The organism is uncultured Dokdonia sp. (genome assembly GCF_947496725.1).
Lineage (GTDB): Bacteria > Bacteroidota > Bacteroidia > Flavobacteriales > Flavobacteriaceae > Dokdonia.
In genome coordinates, this window is the sequence record NZ_CANMDS010000003.1 from 507,365 (window position 1) to 533,960 (window position 26,596).

Annotated in this window: 29 protein-coding genes; 18 read left to right on the forward strand and 11 right to left on the reverse strand. The window is 37.4% G+C overall.

Annotated elements, in window-relative coordinates; genetic code table 11:
- Nucleotides 1–6 precede the first annotated feature (6 nt).
- The 5 genes from Q0948_RS09075 to Q0948_RS09095 all read left to right on the forward strand — a co-directional run bounded on the left by Q0948_RS09075 (nucleotide 7) and on the right by Q0948_RS09095 (nucleotide 3,867).
- Nucleotides 7–588 carry an adenylosuccinate lyase gene (locus Q0948_RS09075; protein WP_298350333.1) on the forward strand — a complete coding sequence of 194 codons (582 nt, stop codon included), beginning with the start codon at nucleotides 7–9 and terminating at the stop codon, nucleotides 586–588.
- Nucleotides 589–726: 138 nt separating this feature from the next.
- Complete coding sequence (locus Q0948_RS09080) at nucleotides 727–1,428, forward strand: hypothetical protein (RefSeq protein ID WP_298350332.1); 702 nt, start codon at nucleotides 727–729, stop codon at nucleotides 1,426–1,428.
- A 98-nt stretch (nucleotides 1,429–1,526) separates the two neighbouring features.
- Entirely contained in the window at nucleotides 1,527–2,612 is a 1,086-nt protein-coding gene (locus Q0948_RS09085) for an acyloxyacyl hydrolase (protein WP_298350330.1), read from the forward strand.
- Complete coding sequence (locus Q0948_RS09090) at nucleotides 2,609–3,424, forward strand: head GIN domain-containing protein (protein ID WP_298350328.1); 816 nt, start codon at nucleotides 2,609–2,611, stop codon at nucleotides 3,422–3,424. The genes Q0948_RS09085 and Q0948_RS09090 overlap by 4 nt, the downstream gene beginning before the upstream one ends.
- A 62-nt stretch (nucleotides 3,425–3,486) precedes the next feature.
- Nucleotides 3,487–3,867, forward strand: coding sequence for a LysM peptidoglycan-binding domain-containing protein (locus Q0948_RS09095; protein ID WP_021778981.1), 381 nt, complete (start codon nucleotides 3,487–3,489; stop codon nucleotides 3,865–3,867).
- 149 nt (nucleotides 3,868–4,016) lie between these two features.
- Here the strand turns inward: Q0948_RS09095 and Q0948_RS09100 are convergent, their stop codons facing one another.
- The 3 genes from Q0948_RS09100 to Q0948_RS09110 all read right to left on the reverse strand — a co-directional run bounded on the left by Q0948_RS09100 (nucleotide 4,017) and on the right by Q0948_RS09110 (nucleotide 7,339).
- Nucleotides 4,017–5,483 carry a magnesium chelatase gene (locus tag Q0948_RS09100; RefSeq protein WP_298350326.1) on the reverse strand — a complete coding sequence of 489 codons (1,467 nt, stop codon included), beginning with the start codon at nucleotides 5,481–5,483 and terminating at the stop codon, nucleotides 4,017–4,019.
- Between the two features lie 53 nt (nucleotides 5,484–5,536).
- The gene (locus tag Q0948_RS09105; protein ID WP_298350324.1) at nucleotides 5,537–6,658 is read right to left on the reverse strand and encodes a hypothetical protein; all 1,122 of its coding nucleotides are present in this window, start codon (nucleotides 6,656–6,658) and stop codon (nucleotides 5,537–5,539) included.
- 87 nt (nucleotides 6,659–6,745) lie between these two features.
- The gene (locus Q0948_RS09110) at nucleotides 6,746–7,339 is read right to left on the reverse strand and encodes a fasciclin domain-containing protein (RefSeq protein WP_298350322.1); all 594 of its coding nucleotides are present in this window, start codon (nucleotides 7,337–7,339) and stop codon (nucleotides 6,746–6,748) included.
- Nucleotides 7,340–7,588: 249 nt separating this feature from the next.
- Here Q0948_RS09110 and Q0948_RS09115 point away from each other — a divergent pair, with 249 nt between their 5' ends.
- The gene (locus Q0948_RS09115) at nucleotides 7,589–10,783 is read left to right on the forward strand and encodes a hypothetical protein (RefSeq protein WP_298350320.1); all 3,195 of its coding nucleotides are present in this window, start codon (nucleotides 7,589–7,591) and stop codon (nucleotides 10,781–10,783) included.
- A 2-nt stretch (nucleotides 10,784–10,785) separates the two neighbouring features.
- Nucleotides 10,786–11,469, forward strand: a complete 684-nt coding sequence (locus Q0948_RS09120) for a DUF2490 domain-containing protein (RefSeq protein WP_298350318.1) — start codon at nucleotides 10,786–10,788, stop codon at nucleotides 11,467–11,469.
- A gap of 41 nt (nucleotides 11,470–11,510) precedes the next feature.
- On the opposite strand, the gene Q0948_RS14945 is transcribed toward Q0948_RS09120, so the two are convergent.
- Nucleotides 11,511–11,783 (reverse strand): DUF418 domain-containing protein, encoded by a 273-nt coding sequence (locus Q0948_RS14945; RefSeq protein WP_366875509.1) that lies wholly within the window; start codon nucleotides 11,781–11,783, stop codon nucleotides 11,511–11,513.
- Complete coding sequence (locus tag Q0948_RS09125) at nucleotides 11,759–12,631, reverse strand: DUF418 domain-containing protein (protein WP_298350316.1); 873 nt, start codon at nucleotides 12,629–12,631, stop codon at nucleotides 11,759–11,761. The genes Q0948_RS14945 and Q0948_RS09125 overlap by 25 nt, the downstream gene beginning before the upstream one ends.
- 135 nt (nucleotides 12,632–12,766) lie before the next feature.
- On the opposite strand from Q0948_RS09125, the gene Q0948_RS09130 reads away from it, so the two are divergent.
- The 5 genes from Q0948_RS09130 (at nucleotide 12,767) to Q0948_RS09150 (ending at nucleotide 16,519) form a co-directional block, all read left to right on the forward strand.
- Nucleotides 12,767–13,981, forward strand: a complete 1,215-nt coding sequence (locus Q0948_RS09130; protein WP_298350314.1) for a bifunctional alpha/beta hydrolase/OsmC family protein — start codon at nucleotides 12,767–12,769, stop codon at nucleotides 13,979–13,981.
- 107 nt (nucleotides 13,982–14,088) lie between these two features.
- On the forward strand, nucleotides 14,089–14,520 hold the full coding sequence (locus tag Q0948_RS09135; RefSeq protein WP_298350312.1) for a YdeI/OmpD-associated family protein: 432 nt from the start codon (nucleotides 14,089–14,091) through the stop codon (nucleotides 14,518–14,520).
- 77 nt (nucleotides 14,521–14,597) lie between these two features.
- On the forward strand, nucleotides 14,598–15,101 hold the full coding sequence (locus Q0948_RS09140; RefSeq protein WP_298350310.1) for a hypothetical protein: 504 nt from the start codon (nucleotides 14,598–14,600) through the stop codon (nucleotides 15,099–15,101).
- 5 nt (nucleotides 15,102–15,106) lie between these two features.
- Nucleotides 15,107–15,853: a hypothetical protein gene (locus tag Q0948_RS09145; protein ID WP_298350308.1), complete on the forward strand. Its 747-nt coding sequence runs from the start codon at nucleotides 15,107–15,109 to the stop codon at nucleotides 15,851–15,853.
- 84 nt (nucleotides 15,854–15,937) lie between these two features.
- Nucleotides 15,938–16,519 (forward strand): superoxide dismutase family protein, encoded by a 582-nt coding sequence (locus Q0948_RS09150; protein WP_298351365.1) that lies wholly within the window; start codon nucleotides 15,938–15,940, stop codon nucleotides 16,517–16,519.
- Between the two features lie 200 nt (nucleotides 16,520–16,719).
- Here the strand turns inward: Q0948_RS09150 and yajC are convergent, their stop codons facing one another.
- The 3 genes from yajC to Q0948_RS09165 are packed head-to-tail and all read right to left on the reverse strand — an operon-like array spanning nucleotide 16,720 to nucleotide 18,442.
- Nucleotides 16,720–17,019: a preprotein translocase subunit YajC gene (gene yajC, locus Q0948_RS09155; protein WP_298350305.1), complete on the reverse strand. Its 300-nt coding sequence runs from the start codon at nucleotides 17,017–17,019 to the stop codon at nucleotides 16,720–16,722.
- 5 nt (nucleotides 17,020–17,024) lie between these two features.
- Entirely contained in the window at nucleotides 17,025–17,483 is a 459-nt protein-coding gene (locus tag Q0948_RS09160; protein ID WP_298350301.1) for a DUF1573 domain-containing protein, read from the reverse strand.
- A 47-nt stretch (nucleotides 17,484–17,530) separates the two neighbouring features.
- Entirely contained in the window at nucleotides 17,531–18,442 is a 912-nt protein-coding gene (locus Q0948_RS09165; protein WP_298350299.1) for a transcription antitermination protein NusB, read from the reverse strand.
- A 211-nt stretch (nucleotides 18,443–18,653) separates the two neighbouring features.
- Here Q0948_RS09165 and Q0948_RS09170 point away from each other — a divergent pair, with 211 nt between their 5' ends.
- On the forward strand, nucleotides 18,654–20,411 hold the full coding sequence (locus Q0948_RS09170) for an ABC transporter ATP-binding protein (protein ID WP_298350297.1): 1,758 nt from the start codon (nucleotides 18,654–18,656) through the stop codon (nucleotides 20,409–20,411).
- Between the two features lie 76 nt (nucleotides 20,412–20,487).
- Nucleotides 20,488–20,886, forward strand: a complete 399-nt coding sequence (locus tag Q0948_RS09175) for a PUR family DNA/RNA-binding protein (protein WP_298350295.1) — start codon at nucleotides 20,488–20,490, stop codon at nucleotides 20,884–20,886.
- 72 nt (nucleotides 20,887–20,958) lie between these two features.
- Here the strand turns inward: Q0948_RS09175 and Q0948_RS09180 are convergent, their stop codons facing one another.
- A complete protein-coding gene (locus tag Q0948_RS09180) occupies nucleotides 20,959–22,098 on the reverse strand; it encodes a hypothetical protein (protein WP_298350293.1) in 1,140 nt (379 codons plus the stop codon).
- A 37-nt stretch (nucleotides 22,099–22,135) separates the two neighbouring features.
- Nucleotides 22,136–22,624: a Rid family detoxifying hydrolase gene (locus Q0948_RS09185; protein ID WP_298350292.1), complete on the reverse strand. Its 489-nt coding sequence runs from the start codon at nucleotides 22,622–22,624 to the stop codon at nucleotides 22,136–22,138.
- Between the two features lie 126 nt (nucleotides 22,625–22,750).
- Between Q0948_RS09185 and Q0948_RS09190 the strand changes: the two genes are divergently transcribed.
- The 4 genes from Q0948_RS09190 to Q0948_RS09205 are packed head-to-tail and all read left to right on the forward strand — an operon-like array spanning nucleotide 22,751 to nucleotide 26,083.
- Complete coding sequence (locus tag Q0948_RS09190) at nucleotides 22,751–24,286, forward strand: helicase HerA-like domain-containing protein (RefSeq protein ID WP_298350290.1); 1,536 nt, start codon at nucleotides 22,751–22,753, stop codon at nucleotides 24,284–24,286.
- Between the two features lie 39 nt (nucleotides 24,287–24,325).
- Nucleotides 24,326–24,871, forward strand: coding sequence for a hypothetical protein (locus Q0948_RS09195; RefSeq protein WP_298350287.1), 546 nt, complete (start codon nucleotides 24,326–24,328; stop codon nucleotides 24,869–24,871).
- A 1-nt stretch (nucleotide 24,872) separates the two neighbouring features.
- A complete protein-coding gene (locus Q0948_RS09200; RefSeq protein WP_298350284.1) occupies nucleotides 24,873–25,232 on the forward strand; it encodes a cupin domain-containing protein in 360 nt (119 codons plus the stop codon).
- 5 nt (nucleotides 25,233–25,237) lie between these two features.
- Complete coding sequence (locus Q0948_RS09205) at nucleotides 25,238–26,083, forward strand: alpha/beta hydrolase (protein WP_298350282.1); 846 nt, start codon at nucleotides 25,238–25,240, stop codon at nucleotides 26,081–26,083.
- On the opposite strand, the gene Q0948_RS09210 is transcribed toward Q0948_RS09205, so the two are convergent.
- Nucleotides 26,080–26,595, reverse strand: a complete 516-nt coding sequence (locus Q0948_RS09210; protein WP_035336782.1) for a DinB family protein — start codon at nucleotides 26,593–26,595, stop codon at nucleotides 26,080–26,082. The two genes, Q0948_RS09205 and Q0948_RS09210, sit on opposite strands and share 4 nt — an antisense overlap.
- Nucleotide 26,596: the final 1 nt, after the last annotated feature.

Genomic DNA, 26,596 nt, shown 5'->3' on the forward strand with positions numbered 1-26,596 from the left:
TAACAATTGACACTTAACGAGCTTTATAAAGATCTAGACTACGTCAATCACAGTCGTGAGAAGCGCGCCTACTATGCGCAACTTATTGTTGATAATCCTGGTGCAATGAGACACGTACTAGAAATTCTATTTATGGTAGACGACCCTAGATCTAATCGTGCCGGATGGCTTGCGGAGTTTGCCACAAAAATGAATATAACAATTATCTTACCGCATCTTGATTACTTTACAACACATATGCATACTGTCTATCAAGACTCCGCCTTAAGACCTGTCGCAAAAATTTGCGAATACCTTACAATATCATATTACAAAGAAAAGCACCCAGAAACTAGAAAGATGCTTTTATCAAGCCATAAGAATTGTATTATAGAATGTGGTTTTGACTGGTTAATCACAGATCAAAAGGTGGCTGTAAAAGCATATACACTTACTTCTTTATACCACTTAGGCACAGAAACAGATTGGGTTCATCCAGAATTAAAGCGTTTTATGGAAGATGGATACCATACCGGAAGCGCGGCTTTTAAGGCCAGATGCAGACACGTTAAAAAATGGATTGAAAAATTCAACAAAAAGCAATCTTAACACCACAAAAAGCAGCAAAATCAAGAATTACATAATGTAATGTTTAAAGAAAAGTTAAATGTAGTTAAAGAATGCATTTTAACACTTAAAACTTTCTTAATCCTGTTATATTTGGAACTTTAAACACAAAAACTTCTTATGATTTTACGTACACTATTTATTGCTGGTTTCCTACTAACAGCAACGGTTTCAACAGGACAGAACACCTTTGGAGGTGGAGGTTCTTCCACATCTTCAAATTCAGTATTTAATCAGAAAATGAATTTAGGTTACAAAGCCGGAGCAAACCGAGTTGAAGATAAGAAAGTAGATGGATCACCATACCTTTTTGAAAATTGGGATCGTTCTGCAACTGTAGTAACAAAGGCAGGCGAAAATCTAAAAATTGAGAATGTAAACTTTGACGGTAGAAGAAATAAAATTGTCGCAAAAATCAATAGTGATTCTATTTATACCTTTAACTCTCTTGCAATTGATAAAGCCATTATAAATGGTAAAACGTTTGTAAATATTGAAGCGCCTAACAGTGCTGTTATTAAAGTTTACGAACTTGTTGTAGAGACACCAGAATTTAAAATATTAAAAGATCACGTAGTAGATATAAACGAGGGAAGCTCAAACCCTATGCGCGGGACAACAATTGCTCGTTACATACCTAGAGAGTTCTATATGCTTCTTAAAAACGATAGTTTTGAAAGATTTAGTCTCAGAAAGAAAAAAATATTGAAACTTCTTGCAGCACAAGAGGAAAAGGTAAAAACCTTTGTAGATCAAAATGATCTTAATTATAAAAATGAAGACGACATAAATAAAATTATGGACTTCTACACAGGTCTTTAACACACAATCCTACTATATAAAAGCCACCTTCCGGGTGGCTTTTTCTTTTATACATTTATAAGTAGAAATGCATACATTCGCATTTTGCTAGTTATTTTATGTATAAAAAATGTTTTGTTGCTTTAAGCCTTCTCTACTGCAGTTTTATAACCGCACAAGAGGTTAATCCTTTTGAAGTTGAGCTCAATTATTTTTACGGGAGTATATTGAGGCACAACAAAGACATCACATCGCTCATAACTGGGCATCCAGAAGGGTTGATTTTAAGCTATAACAAGAAAACTTATGGTGAGCAAGAGTGGTCCAGAAGATATAATTACCCTGACTACGGATTTACATTGGCCTATCAAGATCTTAAAAATGACAACTTAGGCAAGACCTATAACGCTCTAGCGCATTACAGCTTCTACTTTCTTAACAGAAAACTTATGGCCAGAGTTGGTCAAGGTATTGGGTATACTACAAATCCTTTTGACATTGAAACCAATGTAGCAAATAACGCTTATGGCTCAAGATTTTTTAGCGCCACACTTGTAATGCTTAACTACAAGCAACCGATTACCCCACAAATATCATTACAAACAGGACTTACCTTTTTACACGGGTCAAATGGTAATTTTAAAGCACCTAATACAAGTACAAACACCCTAGCAATTAACGCAGGTGTGGTCTATAAAAACAAACCGATTCCAGACTATATTCCCAGAGGACCTAGAGAACGCTATACAGAGCCTATAGGTTTTAATTTTGCTCTCAATATGGGGCTTAACGAGAGTGATTATGTTGGGCTGGGTCAAGAACCATTCTTGATCTTGACTGCTTATGCAGATAAGAGATTGAGTAAAAAAAGTACCATTCTTGCTGGAGCAGAGTTCTTTTTTTCAAAATTCTTAAAGAACGAAATTGAGTTTCTATCTGTAGCCTTCCCCTCATTTGGTGTTACAAAAGACCAAGATTGGAAACGAGCAGGCGTATTTGTGGGTCACGAATTGCGATTTAATAAAACCGCACTTATGACGCACGCCGGTTATTATGTGTACTATCCTTATGATTTTGAAGGTAGGTTCTACCAGCGCGTGGGGCTTAAACACTATATACAAGAAAAATACTTTATTTCTGCTGCCGTAAAAACGCACGGAGCAAAAGCAGAGGCAGTAGAATTTGGATTAGGAATACGATTATGATGACAACAAACTTCAGGTTTATAAGGGCTATATCTACGCTTTCGCGAAAGCGTAATTCCCTCCTACTCGCCCTACTGCTAGCATTTTTCATTTCTTGCGACTCTGAAGATGCAAATGATTGTTTTCAAACAGATGGAGACATCATAACGTATACACTTGATGTGGATACATTTTCAAAAATCCAAATGGAAGATGACATTCGCGTTATTCTTAAAGAAGGACCTCAACAACAAGTTATCGTTGAAACTGGCGAAAATCTAGTACCAGACCTCAACCTCTTTGTAGAACAAGAAACACTTGTACTGCAAAACCTAAATGGTTGTAATTTTTTACGCGAGTATGGTAGAACTCTTGTAACTGTAACTTCACCAAATATTACTCGCATACGCCAGGCTTCTGCCTTTGAGATTACCAGTGAAGGTTTACTCAACTATGAATCATTAACTATTGTAAGCAACTCAACTTCTAATAGCCTTAACATTACAGATATTAATAAAAGTGGTGCTGTGACGCTGCATATAAACAGTACTAACCTGGTGATTTCTGCAAATGGATCAAGTAATATTACAATGTCTGGAAGTGTTGAAACGGCATCTATAAACTTTAGCGATGAGTTTCCGCAATTCAATGGTAGAAACCTTGAGATAGGCGATTTAACCTTTAATCATACCAGTGCTGCACAAATGGTAGTAAATCCTCAAAACAGCCTACAAGGCGTTATAAAAGCCACAGGAGACCTTATATCTGTCACAGAACCACCGCTAGTCGATGTAGATGTGCTTTTTACAGGTCAATTAATTTTTGAAGATTAGATTAATTACAATATCTTAAACACTTTGTATATTAAAAACAAATTAACACTAATACTTAAATAATGGTAAAAGCAAAATATCAAAACGTTCTTGACCTAGGAGAAAAACTTAACATCCAGAACGGAGATGTAAAAGAAGAAAATGGAGTACTTCACGTAACAGGTACTGCAACAAATCAATATGAGAAAAACCAACTTTGGGATGCTATAAAAGCGGCCGGAGGAGAAAATCCAGGTGACATTGTAGCAGACATTAAAGTCGCAGATACATCTGTTTATGCACGTCATACAGTTGCGAGTGGAGACACACTAGGCAAGATTGCAAAGCATTATTATGGAGATGCAATGAAGTACAAAGAGATTTTTGAAGCAAATAAAGACATCCTTAAAAACCCAGATGTTATACATCCAGATCAGAATCTTGTGATTCCTAATCTAGGATAATATTCAATAACAACATTGAATTACAATCATAAAAAAAGCTCCCAAATTGGGAGCTTTTCACACTTTAGTCTAATCTAAAAGTTTTACGCTAAGTATTTAAAATCAAATACTTACAATGATTATATAAATTAATAATTTATATTTTAAAATTATCCTAATCCTGAAATATAATTACCATAAAGATCATTAAAACGCATCCCTGTGGTGAGTTTATACTTGCTCAGTTTCTTATATTCTACAAGTCCAAAAAGGATAAACTCTTTTAAGAAATAGCGGTCCTCCTCTACTGTTTCGGGCTGATATTTATTTACGAGTTCTTCTAAAGGTGTAATGCTGTCTAGCATTAATTTGTATTCTTTGTCAGTCAAATTATCTTCAAGCTCAAAACCACTTTGCTCAAAGAACCAAGCCAAGACATCACCATAAGGATCTTCTTGATTATCTTTTACAAGCTTTTCGATCTTTGGGAAATAATCATCAAAAAGTGAACGCGTTGCATCACCTATAAGAATTTTTGCAACCTCATCTGCTCCCTCTTGTTCTCCTTCATATACTAATTCTACCTTTCCGGTAATCGCAGGAATTATGCCCATAATATCAGAATATCGTATTGCAGTAGTTGCATCTCCAGATAACAACATACGACGCTCTGCTGTACTCATTAAGTTTTCAAATGCCGTTATACTCATACGTGCACTTATACCACTCTTTTCATCTATATACTCGCTCTCTCTAGCCACAAAACCTATCTCTTCTATAAGATCTTTTACTAGGTTAGGTACGTGTACTTTAGTTTTCTGGCGCTCGTCTAGATTTGCTTCTTGATCTGTTATAGTACGCGCGATAGCCACTGTTTCTGGATAGTGAGTAAGTATTTGAGAACCTATACGATCTTTAAGCGGTGTAACTATACTTCCTCTATTTGTATAATCTTCTGGATTTGCAGTAAATACAAACTGCATATCAAGTGGTAGTCTCAATTTAAAGCCGCGTATTTGAATATCACCTTCTTGTAGAATATTAAACAAAGCCACTTGTATACGTGCTTGTAAATCTGGCAACTCGTTGATTACAAAAATTGACCTGTTTGCACGAGGAATCATTCCGTAGTGTATCACGCGGTCATCTGCATAACTTAGTTTCAGGTTTGCTGCCTTTATAGGATCTACGTCACCTACTATATCTGCAACAGTTACATCTGGTGTTGCAAGCTTCTCTGCAAAGCGCTCAGATCTATGTACCCAGTGGATAGGTGTGTCATCTCCTTTTTCCTTAATAAGCTCTGTAGCATACCTCGAGATAGGATTAAGTGGATCATCATTAATTTCTGAACCTGCTACTATAGGCATCCACTCATCAAGGAGGTTTACCATCTGTCTTGCAAGTCTAGTTTTTGCCTGGCCACGTAGCCCTAAAAGATTGATATTATGTTTACTTAATATGGCTCTTTCTAGTTCTGGTATAACTGTGTGCTCGTAACCGTGTATACCTGTAAATGTAGGTGTACCTGCTTGTAATTTTGATATAAGGTGCTCGCGCAACTCTTCTTTTATACTTCTAGATGTCCACGATGCTTTTTTAAGAGCTCCTAGTGTTTTTATTTCTGTATGATTCATAGCTATTCTTGTTTTACCTCATCTCACAATGAGGTATCTATTTTTTTTTACAATTATTTTATTCTCTTCTTTCTGTTGCTTTCATAATCTTGAAAGATCATCTCTCCTAGACCTTGCAGTCCTGTATAGAACGCTTTTCCTTGGTTTGCCTCAGTAAAATTATCTACAAACTGCTGCAGGTAAGGATCATTTGCAATCATAAAAGTGGTGATAGGTATATGAAGCTTACGGGCTTGTCTAGCCATACTGTAACACTTGTTTACAATATACTCGTCTAGTCCATTTGGATTTTTATAGTAGCGCCCATCTTTAAGCTTTATACAAGACGGTTTACCATCTGTAATATTAAAGATCTGTTTATTTGAGTTACGCTTACGTCTCAAGATATCCATAGCGAGATTAAGACCTGCTACTGTGTTAGTGTGATAAGGACCAACTTGTAAATACGGTAAATCCTTAATTTTAATAGGCCAGGCATCATTACCATATACGATGATATCTAAAGAGTCTTTTGGATACCTCGTTGTGATGAGCTGTGCAAGTGCCATCGCTACCTTTTTGGCTGGAGTAATACGGTCTTCTCCATAAAGTATCATACTGTGCGATATATCTATCATAAGTACGGTACTCATCTGTGCCTTAAAGTGGGTTTCTTCCACCACTAGATCGCTTTCGCGTAAGCGGAAATCTTCTGCGCCATTATTAATTTGAGCATTGCGCAAACTTTCTGTCATAGAGATACGCTCTAGCCCATCACCAAAACGATACTCGCGATAGTCACCAGTATGCTCATCTCCTCTACCGTTAAGTTTTGACCTATGGTTACCCTGAGAGCTCTTTTTAAGCTTCCCAAAAATTTGATCTAGGGCTCTCTTGCGTATGGCGCGCTCTGTCTTCTCTGTGATAGCCGTGCCGTTGTTACCATCTGGCTTAATTTCTTCTCGTATGTAGCCTTTGTCTTTAAGCTCCTGTACAAAGTCGTCTAAGGTATACTCATCATTTGTGAGTTTATATTCTTTATCAAGCTCTTTGAGCCAGTCCATCGCCTCGTCAAAATCACCAGAGGTGTGGGTGATGAGCTCTTGAAATATATCAAGCAGCTGGTCAAAAAGGGATTTTTGCGGAGCGTCATAGGTTTTGAATACAAAACCGCTCCTATTTTGTTGTTTTCTCATAGCTGTATAAAATTACTACCTAATAGGTCAATAAAAAAGCGCCTCGACAGAGGCGCTTCTTAATTCTTTATTAAAAGTGAGTGGTAATTACTTCCCTTTAGGCATAATTACAGTATCTATAGCGTGTATCACTCCGTTTGAAGCATCTACATCTGTCATAATAATTACAGATGTCCCACCTTTTGCATCCTTAATAACGACGTTATCTCCGTCCATCATTAAAGTAATTTGCTCTCCCATCACTGTGTTTGTACTAAAAGAACCATTGTTCTTTTTAATAGCAGCAACTACGTCTCCAGCCATATACTCACCAGCTACTACGTGGTAGGTTAAGATATCTGTTAACATTGCTTTGTTTTCTGGCTTTACTAGAGTACCTACAGTTCCTTCTGGAAGTTTTGCAAAAGCATCATTTGTAGGTGCAAATACAGTAAACGGTCCCGTACTTGCTAATGTTTCCACAAGTCCTGCTGCTTTTACAGCTGTTACTAGTGTTGTAAAATTTTCATTACCCACAGCGATATCTACTATTGTACCTGGCTCTTCTACCACAGGCTCTTCTAGTTCTACTACTGCTTGTGCAACTTCCTCATTTGTTTCTGTTGCTTTTTCTTTAGTTCCTTCGGCGCAAGAAGCAAATAATAATCCTGCTGTTGCTGCCATTAATAAGATCTTTTTCATAACAATTGGTTTTTTTATTTGTTCAAAGATATGTTCATATTCTTAAACAAAAAGCCAATGTTATACCAATGTCTTGTTAATTATTTCATAAGACCTTATTAGGGATACAATTACGCTTTCGCGAAAGCGTGAATAAAACCTTTAAAACATAGGGCATCCATTAACAACTATTTAAGAAATTAAGATTGTCTTTTAATTAACTTTAGTCCCTTGACCGAAAGGTTATTATAATTCAACCAAAATTTTATAATGAAACAACTCTTCTCACTCCTACTGCTATGCATCTGCACAGTAGTATCTGCTCAAAAACTTGATATGTCCTTGCTCAAGGATGTACAACCCCGTAACATAGGCCCAGGCGGTATGTCTGGACGTGTGACTGCTATAGATGTGGTTACAGATAATCCAGATGTAATGTACGTAGGTACAGCTTCTGGAGGTTTATGGAAATCTACTTCTGGCGGAATAAAATGGGATCCTGTTTTTGAAAACGAGCTCACAGCATCTATAGGGGCGGTAGCGATACAGCAATCTAACCCATCTGTGATATGGGTAGGTACAGGTGAAGGAAATCCGCGTAACTCTCTTAATGGTGGTTATGGTGTTTATAAATCACTAGATGGCGGTAAGACGTGGCAATCTATGGGATTAGAAAAAACCCGTCACATACACCGTGTTATTATAGATCCTACTAATCCAGATGTGGTTTATGTGGGCGCTATAGGTTCTCCTTGGGGAGAACACCCAGAACGTGGCGTTTTTAAAACTACAGATGGTGGTAAAACTTGGAACAAGATTTTATTTACAAACATCAAGTCTGGTGTGGCAGATATGGTTATGGACCCTACAAATCCTAATAAACTTATTGTAGCAATGTGGGAGCACAAACGTGACCCTTGGTTCTTTAAGTCTGGTGGTGCAGGTTCTGGTATGTATATGACGCACGATGGTGGTGACACTTGGAAAGAGCTCACAGATCAAGATGGACTTCCTAAAGGAGAACTAGGTCGTATAGGTCTCTCTATTGCGCCTGGAAGCCCTAACGTGGTTTATGCGCTTGTAGAAGCAAAGAAGAATGCATTGTACCGCTCTAATGATGGTGGCTTTAACTGGAAAAAGATTAATGACAAGAGTGATATAGGCAACAGACCATTTTACTATAGTGATATACACGTAGATCCACAAAATGAAAATCGTGTGTTTTCTGTATTTACTTATGTAAACGTATCTGAAGATGGTGGAAAGAACTTTGACCAACTTATGGGCGCTTACGGAGTAGATAATGGAGTACACCCAGATCACCACGCCTGGTGGATACACCCTAATAATGGGAAATTTATGATGGACGGTAATGACGGCGGTCTTAACATCACAAAAGATGGTGGTAAGACGTGGCGTTTTATAGGTAACTTACCTGTAGCTCAGTTTTATCACATTAATGTAGATAATGAGTTTCCTTATAATGTATATGGAGGTATGCAAGATAATGGATCGTGGAGAGGACCTGCCTATGTATGGAAAGCTCAAGGGATACGTAACGATTACTGGCAAGAAATCTCTTTTGGAGATGGTTTTGACGTAGTGCCAGATCGCGATGACAGCCAGTACGGGTGGTCTATGAGTCAGCAGGGGTTTGTGAGCCGTTATGATTACAAAACAGGAAATAACTATGGTGTAAAGCCTACGCACCCAGATGCAGATGTAAAACTTCGTTTCAACTGGAACAGTGCTATTAATATTGATCCTTTTGATAACAGTACTATATACTTTGGTAGTCAGTTTGTACACAAGTCTACAGATAAAGGACTCACTTGGGAAATAATCTCTCCAGACCTTACTACAAACGACCCAGAGAAACAAAAGCAATCTGAATCTGGTGGTCTTACTATGGATGCCACCGGTGCAGAAAATCACACTACCATTCTTGTTATAGAACCTTCTCCGCTTGAAAAAGATATGTTTTGGGTAGGTACAGACGATGGCCGTGTACATTATACTACAAATGGCGGATCATCATACACAGAAGTGTCTAATAACTTAAAAGGTTTACCAAAAGGAAGCTGGATTGTACAAATTAAAGCAAGTGATAAGAATAAAGGTGAAGCGCTTCTAGTTGCAAACGACTATAGACGCTTTAACTACACTCCTTATGCCTACAGAACCACAAATTATGGTAAAAGCTGGACGCGCATTGTAGATGAGAATGATGTGCAGAGTTATGCATTATCAATTATAGAAGATCCAGAAGAAAAGAATCTTTTGTTCTTAGGTACAGATGACGGTCTTTATGTGTCTATTGATGCAGGTAACAACTGGCAGAAATGGACTAAAGGATTCCCTACTACTTCGGTAAAAGATTTAGTAATTCACCCTAGAGAGCACGATCTTGTCATTGGGACCTTTGGGCGTGCAGCCTGGGTTCTTGATGATATAAGACCACTGCGTAAGATAGCGAGTGATAGAAGTACGCTTTCGCGAAAGCTACAACTCTTTACCCCTCCTACTGCATATGACGCATCATACCAGCAACCTACGGGAAGTCGTTTTGGAGCAGATGCCATCTATAACGGTGAGAACAGAAAAAGCGGTGCGCAAATCGCTTACTATGTTACTAAACAAAAAGTAGATAAAAAGAAAAAAGGTGATAAGAAAGATGCTGAAGAAGCAGATGAGGCAAAAGTAACTTGGGATTCTATCCACCTTAAAATATATGATGGTGCTAGACAGATACGTCACCTCAAGTGGAAAACTCCAGACAGTACCGGTATTTATAAAACTACTTGGTATATGAATGAGTCTGGTGGTGATCGCCCATCTAGACGCGTTAGAAAACGTAAGAATGAAACTAGAGGAGTTTCTGTTAAACCAGGAACTTACAAGCTTGTAATGCAGTATGGAGATCAAACAAGCGAGAGCGCTATCACAGTAGAGAGCGACCCAAGGTATGATGTGCCGCAAAAAGCAATAGACGATAGTTACAATGCTGCCAAAGATCTTGAAGCGATGACTCAAGTAGCCGCAGATGCTGTAAAACAGCTTGTAGAGAGCAAGAATCTTGCAAATGATTACAAGAAAATGATTAACAAACTTGATGATAAAAAGGCGTATAAAGATGAGCTAGCCTCTATAAAAGATATGGATAAGCGCATAGATGAGGTAATCGCATTATACATAGGTAAGGTAGATAAAAGGCAGGGTATCACACGTAATCCAGAAATCACAGTGATGAATCGTATAGGTGCTGCCAGTGGTTATGTACGTAGTCGCCCTAACGGACTTACTACGACAGAGACTACTCTTATGTCACACGCACGTAATGAACTACAGAGCGCGCTAGAGAAAACTAATACATTCTTTAGCACAGAGTGGGCACCATTTGAAACCACGCTTAAAGCTATGGATGTAAGTAGCTTTAAAGAGATAAAAACGTTTAAATTAAACTAAGTATGAAAAAGCTTTTAGCCTTAATACTATTATTCTCATCTCTTATATCATTACAAGCCCAAGACCGTGGCGAAGATGATCTAGGCGCGTGGGCTATGATATTTACAAATAATAGAATATCAGAAAAGCTAAGCATACACGCAGAGGCACAGTATAGAACGTATGAGTTTGGGAGTAACTTTAATCAGCTACTCCTTCGTACGGCTCTTAACTACCATATATCAGATAAGGCTATGGCTTCTTTTGGGTATGGTAACATCACCACAGACACAAACTTTCTTGAGTTTGCAGGTGAAGAGAATGTAAATGAAAATCGTCTGTATGAGCAGTTTGTTCTTAAAAATAGTCTTGGCAAGTTTAACTTTAGCCATAGATATCGACTAGAGCAACGTTTTATAAATAGACCTGCTGGTGAGAATACAACAGAGCATAGAGCGCGTTACTTTTTACGAGTAACCTACCCTCTTAATGACAAATGGTTTCTAACCGCATATGATGAGATTTTTTTAAATCTGCAGAATGACTTTTTTGGGCAGAATAGACTGTACGGTGCTTTAGGCTACAACTTTAGTGAGAACCTAAGTGCACAAATGGGATATCTCAAAAATGATTTTGCGGTAGACACCTATGACAGGTTTCAACTCGCTGTTTTTATAAAAACAGACTGGCGAAAGTCTAAGTCATAATACTAATTTCAAAAAGTCTCAATTGATAATTGAGACTTTTTTTATGTTCTTTCTTTTTTAAGCGGTAAAACTTGCCCGTAAGACACACATCGCCATAACCACTCTAAAGGCCCAAATTTAAAATAACGAAGCCATAAATTACTCACTAATACTTGCAAACAAAAGATTACAATTGCAAGCAATAAAGTTTCAAAAGGACTTAGTCGCTCATATAAACTTAAACCGCTAGAGGTAAATATAATTAAGCTTATTACACTCTGTAATATATAATTGGTTAATGCCATTCTCCCTACGTGCCTAAGTGGCAAAACCATCTTTTTGAAAATAGCGTACTTCTCCAGACATCTATTTTCCACAATACTGTATCCCAGGTGAAAAATAAAAACATGACCCTATAGATGGTAATTACTACAAACATTATAAGAACAGGACGTTTTATACGAAGTGCAAAATCTTGAAGCTTATGTAACACTCCTTCCCTACCTAATAGTAATCCTATCAAAAACATTGCGAAAGCCTTAGGAGCTAAAAACACATAAAGCATCCCAACATTACTCTTGTATTCTTGTATACGTAGCATTACATTATCATAATAACTTCCGCTTCTTATTGTTGCTCTTATATCATCTGGTGTGTAGGTAGATAAATAGGACATCATATCATAACCTACCCATTTCATTAAATATGTCGCTACTGAGTTATAAAAGGGAAAGAATAAAAGTAGCACTGCACATATTACCAAGTAGCTGTTCTTAAACCTTGCCGCAACAAGTGTTAAAAGACCTAGAATCGCATATAGATGTATCACATCACCACTCCAAAGAAATATAATATGTAATACCCCAAACACAAATAAGGCAAACATTCTTCTATAAAAGAAAAAATGGCCTATTCCCTTGCGTTTCATACTTGCGAGCTGGATACTTACCCCAACACCAAAGAGTAATGAAAATATTGGGAAGAACTTTGAGTAAAAGAATAACTGCTTTATTCTTACAGCTAGACTGTCAAGAATGCTGGTAAATTGCTCTGCGAATGCATCACCATTTATAAACGTGCAATTCATTATCTCTATGTTCACCACAAAAATACCAAAGATTGCAAAGCCTCTAAGTATATCTAGTAATACTATTCTGTGATTTTGATTTACAGGTGATAACATAAAAGTAAGGTGACTTTATAGAATTTTTGCGTTTCTAAATGTACTATTTGCTCTTTAATATTTGTAATTTAAAAGCTTTTAAGATAGGTTATCTTTTGAATAACGACTTACACTATCTAACTATAAAACAACCATATGAGATCAAGTAAAATAAACTTTACAAATGCACACGGAGAGGTATTGGCTGGAAGATTAGATCTACCTGCAAATCAAGACCCACATAACTTTGCCATTTTTGCACATTGCTTTACCTGTACAAAAGATTTTAGTGCAGTGCGCAATGTAAGTAGAGCACTTGCCTCTCAAGGTTTTGGCGTGTTACGCTTTGATTTTACGGGTTTAGGTGACAGTGATGGTGACTTTGCAGATACAAACTTCTCCAGTAATGTTGATGATCTCATAAGCGCTGCAGATTTTCTTGCCAAAGAATACAAAGCGCCGTCTTTACTTGTGGGACACTCGCTAGGTGGTGCTGCAGCAATTTTTGCAGGTGTTAAGATTGATACGATAAAGGCTGTCGCAACTATAGGAGCGCCTAGCAATCCAGTACACGTACAAAAGCAACTAGGCTCTCAGCTTTCAGTAATAAAAGATAAAGGTCAGGCTAATGTAAAACTCGCAGGGCGTGACTTTACTTTTAAAAAGCAGTTTATAGATAATCTAGAAGAAAACTCTTGTGTAGAAGCTGCTCGTAACCTTCACGAAGCCTTACTTATACTCCACTCACCACAAGACGATACCGTTTCTATAAAAAATGCCGAAGAAATATACCACGCCGCGCATCACCCTAAGAGCTTTGTAACCCTAGATGGATCTGAGCACTTACTTATTGATAAAGAAAATGCAGCTTACGTAGGTAAAATAATTGCTGGATGGGCTGCGAGATATATACCACAACCTGTTCAAGAGACCATAAAAACCACCTTTCAAGTGGTGGCAAGTCTAGATGACGAAGAGGGCTTTACAACCTTACTAAAACTAGGTAATCACCATATGAAGGCAGATGAGCCAGTACGCGTAGGCGGAAACGACTATGGCCCTACCCCATATGAGTTACTCGCAGGTAGTCTTTCTGCCTGTACCGCAATGACCATACAGATGTATGCAAAGCGCAAAAAGTGGCTTGTAGAAAACGTTGAGGTGCACACCAGTTACAGTAAAACGCACGCTCAAGATTGTGTTGCTTGTGAAGACAACCCTTCGGCTAAGATTGATACCTTTCATCGTGAGATTAAAATAACGTCGGATCTAGATGAGAAGCAGCTAAATCGTCTTTTACAAATTGCAGACAAATGCCCAGTACACAAAACCCTTCATAGCGAGACACAGGTAATAACAACGCTTAGTTAGAATTACGCTTTCGCGAAAGCGCACTCATAACCATACACCACATTATCTAGTTAAGAATCAAAACGTCAAAAGTAATACAAGTTCAACTCCAAAAGGGAGGCTTCATATTGCCTGAAAAGCTGGGTAATGAGTGGTCTAATGCTGGTCATAAGCGCGTCTTGCTGAAAGCTAGTAATGATACAAATACGCTAGAAACACATATAGCCATACGTAAATTGAAAGGCGTGTACTGGGTTCTATTTGGAAAACAGCACCATAAAACATTGCAAATTGAGCCGCTGGATAATTTTAGCATTCAGCTCATAGAAGATACCACTAAGTACGGTGTGGTCACTCCAGAAGCATTTGACGCGGTTTATGATAGTGACCCAGAGGGCGCAGCTATTTTTGAATCGCTCACAGATGGTAAAAAAAGAGGTCTTATTTATCAAATAAGACGCTATAAAAATGAGCAAACTCAAGTAGATAAAATGCTTATACTCTTTGAAAATCTCAAACGTGGCTTACGTGACCTAAAAACCTTATTTAAAGCACTCTAACATTAAATAATTGTAAACTATTACTTAGCACACGCAACGTATAGGTAGTTACTGCATCTTATGCAAAACTATATTATATGAAACACGTATGTATCCTACTACTCGTATCTTTCTCACTACTGAGCTGTGTAACAGACAGAAATAGTGATGATGTAGATACCATTGACCTATTAACAAACTATGACGCGATTACACTTGATCGCCCTACGTTTGAAGCAAGCGTCACTCTTGAAGACGCTAGAACCATTGTAAACTCAGGCAAAATTTATGTTCTTAACGGTTTACTATTTGTAAATGAAAAGAACAAGGGTTTTCACATTTTTGATAATGAAAATCCATCTTCACCTATTGCTCTTGCCTATATAAAGGCACCTGGAGCAACAGATCTCGCAATTAAAAATAATGTGTATTACATCAATCAAGCTGTAGACCTTATTGCGGTTACTTATGATAAACAAACAGCAAACTTGCAGGTAACAAAGCGCATTAGAGAGGTATTTCCTCCTAAAATATCTCCAGATGGATTTATACACGACATCCCAGATGGAGAAATTATCATTGATTACGAACTTGAAGATTAAATAAGATGAAAAAGTATATATACATAATTGCCCTAGTGATAGTTGCATTAGGATGTAGTTCTGACGGAACTAGCAGTGGTGAGTCTTTGAGCACAGCAGATAGTGTAGGTCAAGGCGGCTCACTTGCAACCTTTGTTATAAAAGGCAACTACCTCTATACGGTAGATAATGAAGATCTAAATGTATTTAATATTACAAATACAACAGAGCCAGTACTGGTTAATACGGTACGCATAGGTTTTGATATTGAAACACTATTCAGCTACAGGGATTATCTTTATATAGGATCTCGTAATGGGATGTTTATTTATAGTGTAAATAATCCAGAGTTTCCAGAACAATTATCTTCTGTACAGCACTTCACTTCTTGTGATCCCGTGGTAGCAAATGATCAATATGCATTTGTAACCCTATGGAGTGACTTAGGTTGCAATGGTTTTGTAAATCAGCTAGAGGTGTATGACGTATCTGATGTACTCAATCCTATGCTTGTTAACGTTCGCCAACTCACATTCCCAAAAGGATTAGGCCTATATGGTGATTACCTTATCGTATGTGATGATGAGATTAAAATATTTGATGTATCAAACCCTGCAGAATCTGTGCTAGTGCATAGTATTGATAAACTGGCATTTGATGTGATAATTCAAGGTGACTTGCTTATTGCAGTAGGTGAAAGTGGTGTATATCAATATAGTCTTGATGCTCAAAATATCACAAACACTTCACAATTAAGCACCATAAGTATCTAAAAGGTTTTATAAAATCTTAGTATTTCTTAAGTTGTCGTGGTATATTAGAGCTAATTAATCACTAATTATCAAAACCAAAAGATGATGAAATACAGATTTATGACAATAGCCTTACTATCTCTAGCCACACTAGCGAGTTGTAAAGGTGATAAAAAAGAAAGCGAAGAAGTAATAGAAGTTGTTGAGGTAGAAGAAGTAGAAGTTATGCCAGAGATGCAAAAACTCACTTTAAAACTTGAACCTAAGAGTGACAGTAAAGCTTCTGGAAGTGTTGTTTTTAAAGAAGAAGACGGTGTTGTAAAATTTACAGCAGTAATAGGTGGACTAGATGAAGGTATGCACGCCATACACATACACGACAAGGCAGACTGTTCAAGCGCAGATGGAAAATCTACAGGAGGACACTGGAACCCTACAAACGAGCAGCACGGTAAGTGGGGCGCAACAGAGGGATATCATAAAGGTGATATAGGTAACTTCCCAGCAGATGAAAACGGAAACGGAACCATCACAATGAGCACAGACCAGTGGTGTATAGGTTGTGGAGATCCTAAAAAAGATGTTGTAGGTAAAGCAATTATCGTACACCAAGGTACAGATGATTTTACATCGCAACCTAGTGGTGCTGCAGGAGCAAGAATTTCTTGCGGTGGTATTATTAAATAATTAATTGCACTATAAAATAAAAAAGGCTCTTGCTTACCGCAAGAGCCTTTTTTATGGGTTATATTAGGTTATTACTGTCACTCACTTGATGCTTATACATTCCCACTTATATGCTTGTAAGCATATGCAGTTTCAAATAATAGAAGACATAAAAAAAGCCCCCGCAAATGCGAGGGCTTATATATAATAATTAGAAAAGACTATTTCTTTGTTTCTACAACGCTTTTGTTAAGCGACTGAGACATCTCAATAGATAGTGCAGATCTTTCAAACTTCATTTTACCAGACATTGTTTCCAATACACAGGTACCATTATCATTAAGTTCTAAAATCTTACCGTGTAGACCACTTTTTGTAATTACACGATCACCCTTCTTAAGATCTTTATCAAAGTTCTTTTCTTGTTTGAGTTTCTTACGTTGTGGTAATACTATAAAGAATACAATAAATACCGTAAACAATAAGAGAGGACCTAATATGCCCTGCAATCCTTCACCCATAATTCTTATTTAGCTGCTCCAGCAGCAGGGTTTACAAATGCCTTGATCTTTACAGTCTCTGTACCTCTCTCAGTATTTGCTTTGATTGTTACAGTTTTAGTTACTTGGTTAGTACCGCTACCGTTATATTTTACAAGAAGCTCACCTTTCTCACCTGGTGCAACTGGATTTTTAGAATATTCTGGTACTGTACATCCACAAGAACTCTTTGCGTCTACAATTACTAGTGGTGCTTTACCTGTGTTAGTAAATGTAAATTTGTGCTCTACAGTGTTTCCTTTTTCAATGTTTCCGAAATCAAATTCAGTCTCATCAAAAGCGATTACTGGATATGTTGTAGCTTGAGCGTCTCTTGCCGCTGCAACTTCAACATTTTCTTCTTTTACTTTGCTCGCTGCATCCTCCTTACAAGAAGTAAATACCATAGCCGAAAGTACTCCTAATACTAATAAACCTTTTTTCATTGTTGTTTTTTTATAAATAATGATTCGTAAAAATAAGAAAAAGTATACTATTTTAAACCTCTACCCTCTTTCTTTAACCTTTTTTCTCGCTCATATTGTTTTACAAGCTTATCAAGTATACCGTTTATAAAGATGCTACTCTTAGGTGTTGAGTATTCCTTAGAGATTTCTAAGTACTCATTTATAGTCACTTTAACAGGTATAGTAGGGAATTTTAAAAACTCACAAAGTGCCATTTTTATAAGCACCATATCTACATCTGCGATACGTTCTTTATCCCAGTTTGGTGTGTTTTCTGTAATCTCGTTTGCTAGAAAAGTCTCATTTGCAACCGTCTTCTCTAGTAACTCTGTACCAAAATGTACATCCTCCTCATTTTTAAATAAGCTAGGTAGTAATGAAGACTCTGGTGATGCCGGTTTTAGCTTGCCCAGTCTTCTTAGCACTGCCATATTAATCATAGGCAAGTCATCTATCCAGGTAAGGCGTGCATCTTCTATATAATCATATAGCTTATCATTAGGCGCTATTATCTCTGTATATAAATCTATAATAAGCTTACGATCTATTTTAAAAGTAGTCTCCTCCTCTTCCATATATGAGGCATAGCGATCACTAGCTACAATCTCGTTATATATGATAGCAACATACTCATCATTCTGTCTCCAGTGTTTGAGTTTACGCTTGCTTATTTCATCACGTAGCTCACCATTGTCAGACAGTTTAGTCAAGACCTGGTTGTTAATGAATTTTGTGTTGGGATTTTTTTCTTCTTCGGTAGCTAGAATCTTTTTAGAGATTTTTTCTTGTTCCGCTTTCGCGAAAGCGTGAACCTCCACCATCAAATCTAGCATTAAGAGATACAGATTGTACATCTGGTTCATACTCTCTACTGTAAATTTATCTTCATTTTGAAGATCAAACTGCTCCTTACTCCCAAGGGCGTAAATGGTTTGCATTACTTTGACACGGATATGGCGTCTGTTTAACATAGCAACAAAGAACTTTTATAGTTATAAAAACGAATTATGGTCATTTTTAAATCGGTGCAAAAATACGGTATTTCTAAAAGTATCATCACATATTATCAATTATGTTACAGGAAAATTTGGCTCGCACAGGTCTTAAAAAAAACCGACCTTAGCGCTTCAAAAAAATTGCAGTACGGTGATGGGTGCATTAAAATCTCTTAACAAATATTTTTTACGTTATAAATGGCGTCTTATAGCCGGTTTCTTTATAGTTATCGCGGCTCGTGTCTTTGCCGTTTTTAATGTAGATATTGTAGGTGATATCGTAAATGATGTTGAGACTTACATAAAAAGTGGAGACACAAACCTAGATGGCCTCAAAGATAGTATGCTTTTAAAACTGGGTTTACTTCTAGGTGCTGCCCTACTCTCTGGTTTTTTTACATTCTTAATGAGACAACTCATCATTGTAGTCTCTAGATTTATAGAGGCAGATCTTAAAGATGATGTCTATGCACAGTACCAGCGTCTCAGCCTAGGTTTTTATAAAAAAAATAGAACTGGTGACCTTATGAACCGCATCTCTGAAGATGTAACAAAAGTACGTATGTACGTAGGTCCTGCAATTATGTATCTTCTACAAGCACTTGTACTCTTTGCAGTTGTGATACCTTATATGGTGCGTATGGCGCCATCGCTAGCCGCATATACCTTAATACCCTTACCAGTTTTATCTATCGCTATTTATAAACTAAGCCGCGCGATACACGTGCGCAGTACTATAGTTCAAGAGTACCTGTCTAAACTTACTACGTTTACACAAGAGTCTTTTAGCGGTATATCTGTCATAAAAGCATATACACTAGAGCCTAATACGTTTAGAGACTTTGCAACACTTAGCGAAGACAGCAAGCAAAAAAATCTTGACCTTGTAAAAGTGCAGGCCTTTTTCTTCCCACTTATGATAGGGCTCATAGGTGCGAGTAACCTCATTGTGATATTTGTAGGAGGACAACAGTACATAGATGGTACTATACCAGAACTAGGCACGCTTGTAGAGTTTATAATGTATGTAAATATGCTCACCTGGCCAGTTGCTACTGTAGGTTGGGTAACCTCTATTATAAAAGCAGCAGAGGCTTCTCAAGTACGCATTAATGAATTTTTAGAAATCGAACCAGATATCGTAAATACCATTACAGAGCACACACCTATAAATGGTGCTATCGCTTTTAAGAATGTCACTTTTACGTATGAAGACACACTCATTACCGCTCTTAAGGATATAAGCTTTACAGTACAACCAGGGCAAACACTTGCTATAATAGGGCCTACTGGTTCTGGTAAATCTACCATTTTAGAACTTATAGGGCGTCTCTATGATGTTACAGACGGAACCATTGCCATAGATGGGACAGCTATAAAAAACCTTAATCTCAATGATTTTCGTTCTGAGATAGGTTATGTACCTCAAGATGCCTTCTTATTTTCTGATACCATAGGTGAGAATATAAAATTTGGGAAGACAGATGCTAGTGATGAAGAGGTTTACGCTTTCGCGAAAGCGGCCTCCGTACACCACAACATAATAGACTTTAAGGATGGGTATGACACCGTACTTGGTGAGCGGGGCATTACCTTATCTGGAGGACAGAAACAACGTGTATCTATCGCAAGAGCGCTTATAGGATCTCCTAAAATCTTATTACTAGATGACTCGTTAAGCGCAGTAGATACCGAGACAGAAGAAGAAATACTCAATAACTTACAGCAGCTCACAACAAATACAACCACTATTATCGTGAGCCACAGAATCTCATCTGCAAAAAATGCCGATCAGATTATCATTCTCGAAGATGGTAAAATAACCCAGCAAGGCTCTCATAATCAATTAATAACAGAAGAGGGCTACTATAAAGAGTTGTATGTAAAGCAGCTGGACGAGAAAGAAATGTAAAAAATAATTGGGCAATGGTATATTTTTTACCATTTTTGAAACAACAAACACACAATCCAAAACAAGAAGGACCATTATGAGTGATTACGACGGAAGAGACAATGAAGAGATTTTTTCAAAAGTACTTAGAGCAGGACGACGCACGTACTTCTTTGATGTAAGATCTACAAAGGCAGGAGATTATTACCTTACCATTACAGAGAGTAAAAAGTTTACTAATGATGATGGTTCTTTCCACTTTAAGAAACACAAAATATATTTATATAAAGAAGACTTTGCTGGATTTACAGAAAATCTTAATGAGATGACTTCTTACATACTAGAAGAAAAAGGTGAAGAAGTAATATCTGACCGTCACCAGAATGATTACTCAAGGCCTGTAGCATCAGAAGTGGTAGACTCTGGAGGTGTAACCTCAGAAGAGCCTACTGCAACGGCAGATAAGTTTACAGATGTAAGCTTTGATGATATATAAGCCCTAGCATAAATTAAATAAAAAAGCCACGTTTATGACGTGGCTTTTTTATTGATCTAGGTTAAAAATCTTTTAGTTAAATATGATAGGTATTTCCACAAGACTATTTGGTCTTATGTCTCCAGTACTCGCTGTTTGTATTACCGTTAAATCTCTATTGAGAATTACCACTACCCCTTGAGTCTCTCCATCTACTTCTATAGTACCCATTACAATATAATAAGATGTAAACTGCGCTATATCTGTATTGCGTATGTTTATACTCATCCCAGTCTGGTCTAAAATAGTATTGATAAGACCTACCTCTGTATAATTACTAATACTGTTTGTATTATAATTATAAGTATTAGTAATTTTACCTGTTACATCTTTAAATGCAAGCTCTTGAGCTAGTGCTTTTGTTTGATTAAATCCATCTGTGACCGTAAAACCTTCTGGAAATGAAGTCTGCTCACTTATCGCAAGTGTTTCAAAATCTAGTGTGGCGTGAGAAAGAGAGGTTCCATTAAAATCAAATAAGTACATCACGTCAAGATTCTCATCATATATGTAAGCGCCATATTGATCTATATCCCACACTCCTACTGCATCACCAATGTCTGCATTGTGAACAAATAGCTTCTTTACCCCGGAAAGAGTGTCTGTTCCCACAATAAATGTCTTGTCACCCTTTGCCATTATACTAGATGCTGCATTGCTTACAGAAACATTACCTATATAAGCTTCTGTAATTACAGCAGTAGTCTTATTATAGGTACTTATATATAGGTTACAACAGGTACTTGACCCATCTACATAATAAGTAATAATCTTATTTCCTGTATTTGTTGTGTAAAGCTCAAATTCATTTACAGGATTAGATGGTGTAAAGTAATCACTATATACCTCTTGATTTCCATTAACGACACCATATGTAATAAACTGAGAAGTAGGTATGCCAGAAGCTATCGCTATGCGATCCCCAATGGTATTCCTTAAAAAACCAAACTCAAAGCCTATTTCTTCTTGTAAATTAATGGTTGTACTTTCTTCATTAAGATAATTCCAAGTAACTACATTACCACTAGATCCAGTAACTAAATTGTCTCCTATTATTGCTATTTGAGCCAGTGAGGTATTTACATCAGACTCGGGCATACTAGCCGTATCGTCGTCATTATTACAGGCCGTAACGCCAAGAAGTAAAAAAGGTAAAAATTTAAAAAATCTCATTGATAGATGATGTTTTAATTTATTGATTAAAAGTAAGTTATTTCTTTCTTACTGCTATAACTTCAATCTCAATTTTTGCTCCTGCAGCCAGTGCCTTTGCTGCAAAGGTGGTTCTCGCAGGCTTTTGTGGCAAGTACGATTTATAGATAGCGTTAAATGTTGCAAAGTCCTCAATATCTTCTAGCACAACCATTGCTTTTACAACATCTGTCATTTCTAGATTGTGATGTGCAAGCACCGCTTTTATGTTTTCTAAGGTTTGCTTTGTTTCGGCTTCAATGCCGCCTGTTACGAGTGTTCTCGTGCTTTGATCCATCCCTATTTGTCCAGATAGAAAATACATATCACCTACTTGCACAACATCAGAAAATGGTGCGTCTGCCTTAGTGGGTTCGTGAGACGTGTGGAACACTGGTGCTCTCTTCTCCATATGACCTTCTGGAGGTGGTGTGTGGGGTCTTTGTAACTCCTCCTTACAAGATGTGAGTAAAAGCATCCCAAAGATTGTCAATATAATAGGTCTCATAGTTATATATTTTGGTAATAAATGTACGGATAGATAGCAACATTTTTTAACTATTATGTATTTTTAAACTTTGAGATAAATGCGATTTAGTACGCTTTCGCGAAAGCGTAAACACAACAATCTACTATGGACAAAAAAGAAGAGTTTCTAAAATCTATTACAAAAGGAAACACCTTTAAGGGTGACTTTATCACTATGGGAGCAGCAATGCTAGATGGCGAGACCATCACAAATGCTCACGTAAAAGTACCTCTTAAAACTCTTAATCGTCACGGTCTCATTGCTGGTGCTACAGGTACTGGTAAAACAAAAACATTACAAGTACTTGCCGAAAATCTGTCTGATAAAGGGATACCGGTACTACTTATGGATATGAAAGGTGATCTCTCTGGTATTGCAAAAGCAAGTCCTGGTCACGCAAAGATAGATGAGCGCCACGAGAAGATAGGCCTACCCTTTGATGCCAAAGACTTCCCAGTAGAACTCCTCACACTTTCTGAACAAAATGGTGTGCGCCTTAGAGCTACAGTAAGTGAGTTTGGACCTGTACTGTTCTCACGTATACTTGATGCTACGGTGGCACAATCTGGTATTATCTCTATACTTTTTAAGTACAGTGATGATAAAAAATTACCACTACTAGATCTTAAAGACTTTAAAAAGATTTTACAATATGCGACCAAAGAAGGCAAGGCAGAAATAGAAGAAGAGTATGGGCGTATTTCTCCAGCTTCTTCTGGTTCTATCCTGCGTAAAATAGTAGAACTTGAACAGCAGGGAGCAGATATTTTCTTTGGAGAAAAATCTTTTGATACAGATGACCTTACTCGCACCACCTCTGACGGTCGTGGAGTAATTAATGTGATACGCCTTACAGATATACAAGACAGACCTAAATTATTCTCAACTTTTATGTTGAGTCTACTTGCAGAGATTTACTCTACATTTCCAGAGCAAGGAGATAGCGGCCAGCCAGAGCTTGTAATTTTTATAGATGAAGCGCACCTTATTTTTAAAGAAGCTTCAAAAGCGTTACATAGCCAGATAGAGAGTATTGTAAAGTTAATACGATCTAAAGGTGTAGGTATCTATTTTGTGACTCAAAACCCAACAGATATTCCAGATGGCGTATTGAGCCAGCTAGGTCTTAAAGTGCAGCACGCATTACGTGCGTTTACTGCAAAAGATAGAAAAGCCATAAAACTCACTGCCGAAAACTATCCAGATTCTGAATATTATGACACAAAGACCGTTCTTACATCTTTAGGTATAGGAGAAGCACTTGTATCTGCTCTAGATGAGAAGGGTCGCCCTACTCCTCTTGCAGCTACAATGTTACGCGCACCTATGTCACGTATGGATGTATTAACCCAAAAGGAAATAGATGGTATAAACGACAGGTCTGAGCTTGTAGAAAAATATAGCGAAATTTCAGATAGAGAGAGTGCCTACGAACTACTCAAAAAGAAAATAGATAAAGCTAACGAAGCTGAAGCAAAGGAAAAGGCTAAAAAAGAAAGAGCCAAAGCCTCAAAAACATCATCAAAATCTAAGAGCACAAGATCAACTCAAAGTGCTGGATCAAAAGCATTAATTAAAGTGCTTACAAGCGCAACCGTTATACGTGGTGTCTTTGGGATACTAGGTAAAATGTTGAAATAATAATGACACATAACAAATGTGTACCCTCAATTTAATCTTATGAAAAGAAATATAATCGCCCTTTCAATACTAGGTTTAATAGCTAGTAGCTGTAGTAACTCTGGAAACTTTGCTATTACAAATGAAGGTGTTGGACCACTTACAAAAACAACAAAAGTAAGCGAACTCAAAACTACCTTTGCAAATGATAGTCTTGTAGATGCAAATGGATCTACAGAACTAAAAGCACCCGTGCAGTACATCTCGGTTTTTGAAAAAGGAGGTAAAAAACTACTAGAACTAGAACCTACCACAGGCAAGTCTGATGCTACAATAAACTACATACGTTTATATGACGAGCGCTATACTACAGAAGGTGGAGTTACTGTAAAAAGTACCTTTAAGGACATTCTAGATGGGCACGAGATAAAGCGCATAGAAAACCTTATATCTACTATAGTTGTACTTGTAGAAGATAGTGATGTGTATTTTACTATTGATAAAAAACACTTGCCATCAGAGCTTATGTTTGATACAACCACTAAGGTTGAACTCACTCAAATCCCTGATGATGCACCTATCAAGTATATTCAAATAAGCTGGTAATATGAGTTATAAGATTCAAAAAAGCCCTTTTATTGTGCCTACTACAGATGGTAAAACCATAAAGGAGCACTGGGGAAAAGCGACAGATGGCAATAATGATATAAGCATCGCTCATATGATTGCTCCACCTGGGTGGAGTGAGCCATTTCAAACTCCAGAGTTTGATGAGTACACGTATATCATAAAAGGTAAAAAACAGTTTATTATAGACGGAGACACTATTGTACTACACGCAGGGCAAAGTATCAAAATCGACCGTAACACGAGAGTGCAATACAGCAATCCCTTTGATGCAGAGTGTGAGTATATGGCTATTTGTACTCCTGCGTTTTCACCAGATTCTGTTCACCGAGAAGAATAAAAATTTTGAAAAAGACTTTACAAAGATTTATTCCTAAATTAATAGGAGCAAAAATCAACGCACTAAGTATAGCAAACCCAAAAGCTGCGGCACAGCAAGCTTTTAATATATTTTGTACTCCGCGCAAAGGAAAACCTTATGGTGAGCAAATAGATTACCTTAATAAGGCTACCTATGAGCGCTTTACTTCTGGATCGTGTGATTTACAAGCATATCGCTGGGAAGGCACTGGTAAAAAAGTACTTCTCATACACGGCTGGGAGAGCAACACGCATCGCTGGTTTAAACTAGTAGAAGAACTACAGCAAGAAAATTATGATATCTATGCCATAGATGCACCCGCTCACGGTAACTCTACAGGGACATTGCTCAATGTTCCTCGTTATGCAAAAGCCATAGAAGAAGCTGTACAACGATACCAACCGGACCATATTATAGGGCACTCTATAGGTGGGCTAGCTACGGTTTTTCATCAGTATACTTATAAACCTACACAATTTACATCTGCAGTAATACTAGGATCTGCATCAGAGCTTAGTGAGATAATGGTAGGTTATAGAGCTATACTTGGACTCAACAATAGAACGATGAATTCTCTTGAACAGCTCGTAAAGGAGTTATTTGGTTTTGGTTTTAAAGGCTTTTCTGGCGCAGCTTTTGCAAAAGAGCTTACCCTACCGGCTTTAATAATCCACGATAAGTTTGATAAAATCACTCCTGTATCTGCCTCACAAAACATCCATAAAAACTGGAAAGGAAGCACCTACATTGAGACCGAAGGTTTTGGTCACTCACTCTATCAAGAAGAAGTAAGATCTGAAATTATTAAATTTTTAAAGAAAGAGTTTTAATCTTCTTCATTAAGAGTGTTTAAGTTCATTCCCTCATAAAATCCAAGGGGCTGGTCTATAACAAGTTTCACTTGCATAGCGATCTGCCCCGTGTGATATGAGAAGTGCTCAACTGCGTGTAATACGATACCAGTACCAGAAAGCTCAAAACCTTGTACGTTTCTCTTTTTTAAAAGATTTTCTGGTGTAGCATCATCAATAATAGTAGTAGAAGTTTGAACTGTAAGTAAAAGTCGTTGTAGCAACTCATCTTTTGTAAAACCATCTTCGGTACTAAACTCCTCTTCTCTATTACGCTCATCTGGATTACCTCCTAGTCCAGAAACAATATATTGGGTCATATTCCCACAGATATGCAATAACTGGTTACCAAGTGTATTAAGACTCTGGTTTTGCTTTGTCCACAGCTCCTCTTCTACCACCTTAGAAAGCGCAATACTTATCATACGCACATTCTCTTCTAGTCTAAAAATAGCATTGTCCTTAAAATCTTGATGCCAAGTATTAATCATA

What these genes read in the sequence shown, in the direction of transcription:
- Q0948_RS09080 (WP_298350332.1), top strand. Translation starts at nt 727, where the DNA reads ATGATTTTACGTACACTATTTATTGCTGGTTTCCTACTAACAGCAACG.
- Q0948_RS09085 (WP_298350330.1), top strand. Translation starts at nt 1,527, where the DNA reads ATGTATAAAAAATGTTTTGTTGCTTTAAGCCTTCTCTACTGCAGTTTT.
- Q0948_RS09090 (WP_298350328.1), top strand. Translation starts at nt 2,609, where the DNA reads ATGATGACAACAAACTTCAGGTTTATAAGGGCTATATCTACGCTTTCG.
- Q0948_RS09095 (WP_021778981.1), top strand. Translation starts at nt 3,487, where the DNA reads ATGGTAAAAGCAAAATATCAAAACGTTCTTGACCTAGGAGAAAAACTT.
- Q0948_RS09100 (WP_298350326.1), bottom strand. Translation starts at nt 5,483, where the DNA reads ATGAATCATACAGAAATAAAAACACTAGGAGCTCTTAAAAAAGCATCG.
- Q0948_RS09105 (WP_298350324.1), bottom strand. Translation starts at nt 6,658, where the DNA reads ATGAGAAAACAACAAAATAGGAGCGGTTTTGTATTCAAAACCTATGAC.
- Q0948_RS09110 (WP_298350322.1), bottom strand. Translation starts at nt 7,339, where the DNA reads ATGAAAAAGATCTTATTAATGGCAGCAACAGCAGGATTATTATTTGCT.
- Q0948_RS09115 (WP_298350320.1), top strand. Translation starts at nt 7,589, where the DNA reads ATGAAACAACTCTTCTCACTCCTACTGCTATGCATCTGCACAGTAGTA.
- Q0948_RS09120 (WP_298350318.1), top strand. Translation starts at nt 10,786, where the DNA reads ATGAAAAAGCTTTTAGCCTTAATACTATTATTCTCATCTCTTATATCA.
- Q0948_RS14945 (WP_366875509.1), bottom strand. Translation starts at nt 11,783, where the DNA reads ATGGTTTTGCCACTTAGGCACGTAGGGAGAATGGCATTAACCAATTAT.
- Q0948_RS09125 (WP_298350316.1), bottom strand. Translation starts at nt 12,631, where the DNA reads ATGTTATCACCTGTAAATCAAAATCACAGAATAGTATTACTAGATATA.
- Q0948_RS09130 (WP_298350314.1), top strand. Translation starts at nt 12,767, where the DNA reads ATGAGATCAAGTAAAATAAACTTTACAAATGCACACGGAGAGGTATTG.
- Q0948_RS09140 (WP_298350310.1), top strand. Translation starts at nt 14,598, where the DNA reads ATGAAACACGTATGTATCCTACTACTCGTATCTTTCTCACTACTGAGC.
- Q0948_RS09145 (WP_298350308.1), top strand. Translation starts at nt 15,107, where the DNA reads ATGAAAAAGTATATATACATAATTGCCCTAGTGATAGTTGCATTAGGA.
- Q0948_RS09150 (WP_298351365.1), top strand. Translation starts at nt 15,938, where the DNA reads ATGAAATACAGATTTATGACAATAGCCTTACTATCTCTAGCCACACTA.
- yajC (WP_298350305.1), bottom strand. Translation starts at nt 17,019, where the DNA reads ATGGGTGAAGGATTGCAGGGCATATTAGGTCCTCTCTTATTGTTTACG.
- Q0948_RS09160 (WP_298350301.1), bottom strand. Translation starts at nt 17,483, where the DNA reads ATGAAAAAAGGTTTATTAGTATTAGGAGTACTTTCGGCTATGGTATTT.
- Q0948_RS09165 (WP_298350299.1), bottom strand. Translation starts at nt 18,442, where the DNA reads ATGCAAACCATTTACGCCCTTGGGAGTAAGGAGCAGTTTGATCTTCAA.
- Q0948_RS09170 (WP_298350297.1), top strand. Translation starts at nt 18,654, where the DNA reads ATGGGTGCATTAAAATCTCTTAACAAATATTTTTTACGTTATAAATGG.
- Q0948_RS09175 (WP_298350295.1), top strand. Translation starts at nt 20,488, where the DNA reads ATGAGTGATTACGACGGAAGAGACAATGAAGAGATTTTTTCAAAAGTA.
- Q0948_RS09180 (WP_298350293.1), bottom strand. Translation starts at nt 22,098, where the DNA reads ATGAGATTTTTTAAATTTTTACCTTTTTTACTTCTTGGCGTTACGGCC.
- Q0948_RS09185 (WP_298350292.1), bottom strand. Translation starts at nt 22,624, where the DNA reads ATGAGACCTATTATATTGACAATCTTTGGGATGCTTTTACTCACATCT.
- Q0948_RS09190 (WP_298350290.1), top strand. Translation starts at nt 22,751, where the DNA reads ATGGACAAAAAAGAAGAGTTTCTAAAATCTATTACAAAAGGAAACACC.
- Q0948_RS09195 (WP_298350287.1), top strand. Translation starts at nt 24,326, where the DNA reads ATGAAAAGAAATATAATCGCCCTTTCAATACTAGGTTTAATAGCTAGT.
- Q0948_RS09200 (WP_298350284.1), top strand. Translation starts at nt 24,873, where the DNA reads ATGAGTTATAAGATTCAAAAAAGCCCTTTTATTGTGCCTACTACAGAT.
- Q0948_RS09210 (WP_035336782.1), bottom strand. Translation starts at nt 26,595, where the DNA reads ATGATTAATACTTGGCATCAAGATTTTAAGGACAATGCTATTTTTAGA.